The organism is Christiangramia marina (genome assembly GCF_048285865.1).
GTDB lineage: Bacteria > Bacteroidota > Bacteroidia > Flavobacteriales > Flavobacteriaceae > Christiangramia > Christiangramia marina.
The window spans coordinates 354,175-361,222 of the sequence record NZ_JBLVTK010000001.1; the positions used below are offsets into that span (position 1 = coordinate 354,175).

Consider the following 7,048-nt stretch of genomic DNA (forward strand, 5'->3'; position numbering starts at 1 on the left):
TGTTGAAAACGCCTGAAAAATATTAAAGAAAGTTAAAGTTGAGAAGTAAAAAACAAAAGGACGGCCCCACCCGTCCTTTTGTAAACTCTAAAATCTACCCCAACAAATTTTAGAAAACAAATCCTTATAATTATCTGATTACCTGAGCGATGCTTAAATAATTACAGACGTAAATTATAACGGATCTGCTCTGTAAATTTACAAATTAATTAGAATAAAACGTTAAAATCCAGTTATCAAACCTTAAAAAATTAGTAAACTCAGCAAGAATAGGGTCTAAGAAAAGGTTATTTGAGGGTGATTTTGTTGAATTTCCTCGATTTTAGCTTGTAGTTTCGTAAGAAATTTCTTATGATGAATAGGGTTTTCTGCTAGCGGTCGATGGGCAAGTGATTTTTGCACTTTGTCGATCTCAGTATTTAATTGCTTCGTACTTTCATCAAAATATGCTTCAGAAAACCTGTTCCAGATATAGCTAATTGCGACCTCATTAGGATGTAACATATCGTTAGCGTAGAATCGATAATCCCGTAGTTCGTCCAGTAAAATTTCATAGGATGGAAAATAATAAGATTCCGCATCAACGTCAACCGCTTCCTGGATAGCAGTATGCAAATGAGCTTTACTTTGCTGGTTTTGCACTACTCCATCCTTCCAATGTCTTACCGGTGAAAGCGTGTAAAGAATCTTTATATCCTTATTGATCTCCCGTAAAGATTTACTAATTGTTTTTAAGGAATCTGTGATCTCATCGATGGTGGACAACTTTTTCTTAAATTCTTTCTGCGGAATCTTATGACAGTTTGCAGCAACACCGTCCAGGCTTTCGTGCTCATAACCCCAGGCTGTTCCCAGGCTCAGCACTAAAACCCTTGCTTCCCTTATAAACTTATAGGATGTTTCCAGCGAATCGTTCAGATTTAGAACACATTCTTCAGCGCTACTTCTATTCATCATAGAATGCGTTTCCAGACTTAAATACTGGTCATTCTTCAGTAATAGATCACTTCCTGTAAATAAGTTTCTGGAATTTATACGCCTAATGAGTCTTTCCATCGCTATAGGATGAAAAACAATTCCGAAGGGATTCTGTAAGACCGGGAACTTTGAATATTCGAGCTTCCTGCCAATATTCTCCACGAAACAGGAGCCCATTAGAATGATCCTGGTAGTATGATCGATCTTCCAGGGAGACAGATCAACGGGCACAATGGTTCTAAACTGCATGCTATAAAAATAAAAAATCCCGACGAGAGGTCGGGATTCTTATTATTTATTTAAGTAGTCTTTAGCATGTTGAAGGGCTTCGTCAATTCCTTCGGGTTTTTTACCTCCGGCGGTTGCAAAGAAAGCCTGGCCTCCTCCACCTCCCTGGATATACTTACCTAATTCGCGAACGATCTGCCCGGCATTTAGATCAGATTTCTCTACCAGCCTTTTAGAAATATAACAGGAAAGAAGCGCTTTACCATTTTGCTCTGTTCCAAATAGAATATAAAGATCATCGAACTCCTCACCTAGCTGGTATGCCAGATCTTTAATACCATTTGCGTCCAGGTCTACCTTTTTTGATAAAAAGTTGACCCCGTTAATATTTTCAACCTCAGTTCTTAATTCAGCTTTAAGAGCTTTCGCTTTATCCCTTAAAAGACTCTCCACCTGTTTCTTAAGTTCATTATTTTCCTCCTGAAGATTCTGGATCGCTTTTACAGGGTCATTGGAATTCTTTAAACCATTCTTTATCTCGCTAAGAGTTGATGCCTGTTCCTGAAAATACTGCATTGCAGCCTCTCCGGTAATAGCCTCGATTCTACGAATACCTGAAGCTACAGCGGCTTCCCCGGTAATTTTGAAATACCATATATCTGAAGTTTTCGAAACATGCGTTCCACCACAAAGTTCCATAGAATCACCAAATTTGATCGCTCTTACGGAATCACCGTATTTTTCTCCAAATAATGCAATAGCTCCCTGTTCAAGGGCAGACTCATAACTGGTGTTACGCTGCTCTTCTAATTTCAAGCTCTCACGAATACGAGCATTTACAAAATTTTCAACCTTTTGAATCTCCTCCGAAGTAAGCTTGCTGAAATGTGAAAAATCGAATCTTAAGTAGCTGTCATTCACCATAGATCCTTTCTGTTCTACATGAGTACCCAGAATACTTCTAAGCGCCTGATGTAACAAGTGAGTTGCAGTATGATTACCTGCAGTATTTGCACGCTCTCTGTAGTTTACGATTGCTTTGATTTCTGCTTCAGGATTGACAGGTAATTTTTTAGTGAAGTGAATGATCAAATTATTTTCCTTCTTGGTGTCCAGAACCTTGATCGTTTCACCATCTGCAGTCATCAACATTCCCTTGTCTCCAACCTGTCCTCCACCTTCCGGATAGAAAGGAGTTTGATCCAGCACAAGCTGGTACAATTCTCCCTTTTTCTTAGAGTCTACTCTTCTATATCTCGAAATATATGCACTCGATTCAAGCTCATCGTAACCTATAAAAGCTTGCTCATTTACCGCTTTGATCTCGGTCCAGTCTCCTGCACTCACCTGTGTAGCCGCCCTTGACCTATCTTTTTGCTTTTTTAATTCTGCTTCAAAACCTTTCTCATCCAGCTCATACCCATTCTCACGCAAAATAAGTCCGGTGAGATCGATTGGAAAACCAAAGGTATCATATAACTCAAATGCCTTCTCTCCAGAAATTGTTTTGGACTCTGAATTCTGCATTAGATTCTCCAGAAGCACCAATCCCTGATCAAGAGTTCTTAGAAAGGACTGCTCTTCTTCTCTAATCACATTTTCGATAAGAGTTTGCTGAGATGTCATTTCAGGAAAAGTAGCACCCATCTGCTTGCTCAATACCGGCACCAGTTTATAGATAAACGCCTCTTTGGTATTAAGAAATGTGAATCCATAACGAATCGCTCTTCTCAGGATTCTTCTTATTACATAACCTGCTCCAGTGTTGCTAGGTAATTGTCCGTCTGCAATTGAAAATGAAACCGCTCTAACGTGATCTGCAATCACTCGCATTGCAATATTTTTCTCTTCTGAAGGACCGTAGGTCGATTGAGTGATCTTTTCAATTTTACTTAGTAGCGGAGTAAAAACATCTGTATCATAGTTGGATTTCTTATGCTGCAATACCATACACAAACGTTCGAACCCCATTCCCGTATCGATATGTCTGGCTGGAAGATCCTCCAGAGAACCATTGGCTTTACGATTATATTGCATAAATACCAGGTTCCAAATCTCCACAACCTGTGGGTGATCCATATTCACAAGATCTCTACCCGCAGTTTTCGCTTTCTCTTCTTCAGATCTTATATCGATATGAATTTCAGAACAAGGACCACAAGGTCCCTGGTCTCCCATTTCCCAGAAATTATCTTTTTTATTTCCGAAGATAATACGCTCCTCCGGAACGATCTTTTTCCAAAGTTCCAGTGCTTCGGTATCCAGACCAAGTTGATCTGCATCCTCGCTACCTTCAAAAACTGAAACATATAGCGTTTCAGGATCGATCTTATAAACTTCTGTAAGCAGTTCCCATGCCCAGCTGATCGCCTCCTTTTTAAAGTAGTCACCAAAACTCCAGTTACCCAGCATCTCGAACATTGTATGATGATAGGTATCATGCCCCACTTCCTCCAGATCATTGTGCTTTCCACTTACCCGAAGACATTTTTGAGTATCGGTAAGCCTGCTGTTCTTAGGTTCTGAATTTCCCAGAAAAAATTCTTTAAACTGGTTCATTCCCGCATTGGTGAACATAAGTGTAGGATCGTCCTTGATCACCATTGGCGCAGAGGGAACAATACTATGAGCTTTTGATTTGAAAAATTCCAGAAATTGCTGGCGTATCTCCTGTGACTTCATTTGGCTAATTTGTTGCAAATTTCATTAAATTATGAAGACGGCAAAACAATTCATATATTTGTTCGTTTACCGTACGATATAACACGGTATTCGAGCCGTTTTCGAATGGCAAAAATAGCATAATTTTAACTCATGTCGAAGGTTAAATATTATTACGATAGCGAGACCCTTTCTTATCAGAAAATTGAGAAGAAAAAAGGGAAAAGATTAGGTATCGCTCTTCTAAGTATTACTGGATCGTTTCTGGCCGGTTTTATTTTACTCGTCATTTATTTGAATATTCCTCAAATTGAAACTCCGAAGGAAAAAGCATTAAAGCGTGAATTACATAACATGCAGTTGCAATATGGCCTACTGAATAAAAAGATGGACCAGATTCAGGATGTGATGGCTAATATTGAAGATCGCGATAACAACATCTACAGACTCTACTTTGAAGCGAATCCAATTCCCGAAGAACAGCGAAAGGCTGGTTTTGGCGGTATTAACAGGTATAAGGACCTGGAAGGATTTGACAACAGTAAACTTATCACCGAAACCACTAAAAGGATGGATATCCTTACCAAAAGACTTGTGGTTCAATCCAAATCCCTGGATGAGATCGCTGAACTTGCGAGGGAAAAAGGTGAATTACTGGAAGCTATTCCAGCTATTCAACCGGTCAAAAACCAGGATCTAAGCAGGATCGCTTCAGGTTATGGCTGGAGAAATGACCCATTCACCAAGGTTAGAAAATTCCATTACGGTATGGACTTTACCGCTCCAAGAGGTACTCCCGTTTATGCAACCGGCGATGGCAAGGTTGTAAGAGCAGATAGCAGGTCTACTGGTTATGGCAATCATATTAGAATAGATCATGGCTATGGCTACACCAGTCTTTACGCCCATCTATATAAGTACAACGTTCGTAGGGGACAAACCGTAAAAAGAGGTGATGTTATTGGATTTGTGGGAAGCACCGGTAGATCTGAAGCGCCACATCTACATTACGAGATCTTTAAAGATGAAGACAGGATCAATCCTATTAATTTTTACTACGGAAACTTATCTCCTGAAGAATTTGGCGAAGTGCTGGAAAGAGCTCAACGTGAAAACCAATCCCTGGATTAATGCATATCGAACTTCCTGAAAAACGTTATTATGGTATTGGTGAAGTTGCCAAGGCATTCAACGTCAACACGTCACTAATTAGATTCTGGGAAAAAGAATTTGATGTCATTAAACCAAAGAAGAATGCCAAGGGAAATCGTAAATTTACCCCTGAAGACATTAAAAATCTTGAGCTGATTTATCACCTGGTAAAAGAACGAGGTTTTACGCTGGAAGGTGCTAAAATCCATCTTAAGGAAGGAAAGAATAAAACGCTAAGTACCTTCGATATTATTCGAAAATTAGAAACAATTAAAGCTGAACTAGTTAACCTAAAAAACCAATTATAACATGAAAAAGTGGCTTCCAATAGCAATCATAGTAATCCTTGTAATAGTAGTCTGGCAAGTAACTGCCGGATTCAATAACACGGCGGTTACCAAAGAAGAAAATGCCAAACTAGCCTGGTCTAACGTAGAAAGCAGTTACCAGAGAAGAAATGATCTTATTGGTAATTTGGTGAAAACTGTAGAAGGAGCTGCAGACTTTGAAAGAGGAACTTTAAAGGATGTTATAGAAGCTCGATCCAAAGCTACTTCAGTAAATGTAGATGCTGAAAATCTTAGCGCTGCACAAATTGAACAATTTCAGCAGGCTCAGCAAGGAGTTACTTCAGCATTATCAAGATTACTGGTAACTGTGGAAAGATACCCTGATCTAAAGGCCAACCAGAACTTCTTACAGCTACAATCACAGCTGGAAGGAACAGAGAACCGGATTAATGTTGCGAGAGACCGTTACAATGCTGCGGTAACCGACTTTAATACTTACATAAGAACTTTTCCTAATACGCTGTTTGCAGGTATGTTCGGTTTCGAAAAAATGGAGCGCTTCCAGGCAGATGCAGGAGCTGAAAACGCACCAGACGTAGAATTCGATTTTTAGACTTATGAATAAGGATGTAGAAGCTTTTTTAAGCAAACAGGAGGAAGAGAAGATCGTTGATGCTATTAGAACGGCAGAAAGAAAAACTAGTGGAGAAATTCGTGTTCATATCGAACCGACTGCTGGTAAAATGGATATTTTTGATCGTGCAATGGAAGTCTTTCATGCCTTGAAAATGGATAACACCAAGCAGGCTAATGGCGTCCTCATCTATGTTGCTGTGGAAGATCGAAATTTTGTGATCTATGGTGATAAAGGGATTAATGATGTGGTTCCAGATAACTTCTGGGAAAGCACCAAAGATATGATCGTTTCTCAGTTTAAAAAAGGAGATTTTGCTAAAGGTCTTATCGATGGTGTGCTAAAGGCTGGTGAGGAACTTCAAAAGCATTTCCCCTGGGATGAGATGGATACTAACGAACTTTCAGATCAAATTTCAAAAGGCTAGACTTATCAAACAACTACTACTTTTACTCGTCTTAATTTGCACATTCAATCTCCAGGCACAACGGGAAATACCCCCAAAGCCAGCAGTTGAAACCAGTGTCTTTGATGAAGCAGATATGCTAAATGCTTCTGAAGAAAAAGCCCTGGAGCAAAAGCTTATCAATTATGCCGATACTACAAGCACCCAAATAGTAGTCGCTACGATTGAAAGCCTGCAGGGAGAATATATTGGTACGTATGCGGCAGATTGGGCACATGAGTGGGGAATTGGGACAAAGGATGAAGACAATGGACTTCTTGTTCTGGTGGCTGAGAAAGACCGAAAGATCTGGATCACCACGGGCTATGGCGTTGAAGGGTATATGACCGATGCAAAGTCTAAGGAGATAGTAGAACAAATTATCCTGCCAGAATTTCGAAATAATAATATATATGCTGGTCTTGATAAAGGAACCAATGCCATGTTTCAGGTTCTCGCTGGCAGCTACGAAGGTGTTCCACAAAATAACAATACCGGCGGTGGCATCCCAGTAAGAGCGATCGTCTTCCTTGTGTTGTTCGTGATCGTAATTATTTCCATGTTCAATAAACGTGGCGGTGGTCGTAATGGCGGACGTAGAAACGGCGGAAGCATCCTGTGGGACGCTATCATTTTAAGTAGTCTTGGAAGAGGCAGCTT

The 7,048-nt window shown here is 39.9% G+C and carries 7 protein-coding genes; 5 read left to right on the forward strand and 2 right to left on the reverse strand.

All coding sequences use genetic code 11. The features are described from left to right. Positions 1-276: 276 nt before the first annotated feature. Both ACNKXS_RS01590 and alaS read right to left on the reverse strand, forming a co-directional pair. Positions 277-1,227: a GSCFA domain-containing protein gene (locus ACNKXS_RS01590; protein WP_417919349.1), complete on the reverse strand. Its 951-nt coding sequence runs from the start codon at positions 1,225-1,227 to the stop codon at positions 277-279. A gap of 42 nt (positions 1,228-1,269) precedes the next feature. Continuing rightward, positions 1,270-3,888, reverse strand: a complete 2,619-nt coding sequence (alaS, locus tag ACNKXS_RS01595; RefSeq protein WP_417919350.1) for an alanine--tRNA ligase — start codon at positions 3,886-3,888, stop codon at positions 1,270-1,272. 132 nt (positions 3,889-4,020) lie between these two features. Here alaS and ACNKXS_RS01600 point away from each other — a divergent pair, with 132 nt between their 5' ends. From ACNKXS_RS01600 to ACNKXS_RS01620, 5 genes are all read left to right on the forward strand, one after another. Then, on the forward strand, positions 4,021-4,998 hold the full coding sequence (locus tag ACNKXS_RS01600) for a M23 family metallopeptidase (protein WP_298246178.1): 978 nt from the start codon (positions 4,021-4,023) through the stop codon (positions 4,996-4,998). Continuing rightward, positions 4,998-5,327 (forward strand): MerR family transcriptional regulator, encoded by a 330-nt coding sequence (locus ACNKXS_RS01605; protein ID WP_417919351.1) that lies wholly within the window; start codon positions 4,998-5,000, stop codon positions 5,325-5,327. Before ACNKXS_RS01600 ends, ACNKXS_RS01605 begins: the two co-directional genes overlap by 1 nt. Position 5,328: 1 nt before the next feature. Next, a complete protein-coding gene (locus ACNKXS_RS01610; protein WP_417919352.1) occupies positions 5,329-5,922 on the forward strand; it encodes a LemA family protein in 594 nt (197 codons plus the stop codon). A gap of 4 nt (positions 5,923-5,926) precedes the next feature. Then, complete coding sequence (locus ACNKXS_RS01615) at positions 5,927-6,370, forward strand: TPM domain-containing protein (protein ID WP_417919353.1); 444 nt, start codon at positions 5,927-5,929, stop codon at positions 6,368-6,370. After that, a partial coding sequence (locus ACNKXS_RS01620) for a TPM domain-containing protein (protein WP_417919354.1) occupies positions 6,324-7,048 on the forward strand: 725 nt, incomplete at its 3' end. The genes ACNKXS_RS01615 and ACNKXS_RS01620, both read left to right, overlap by 47 nt.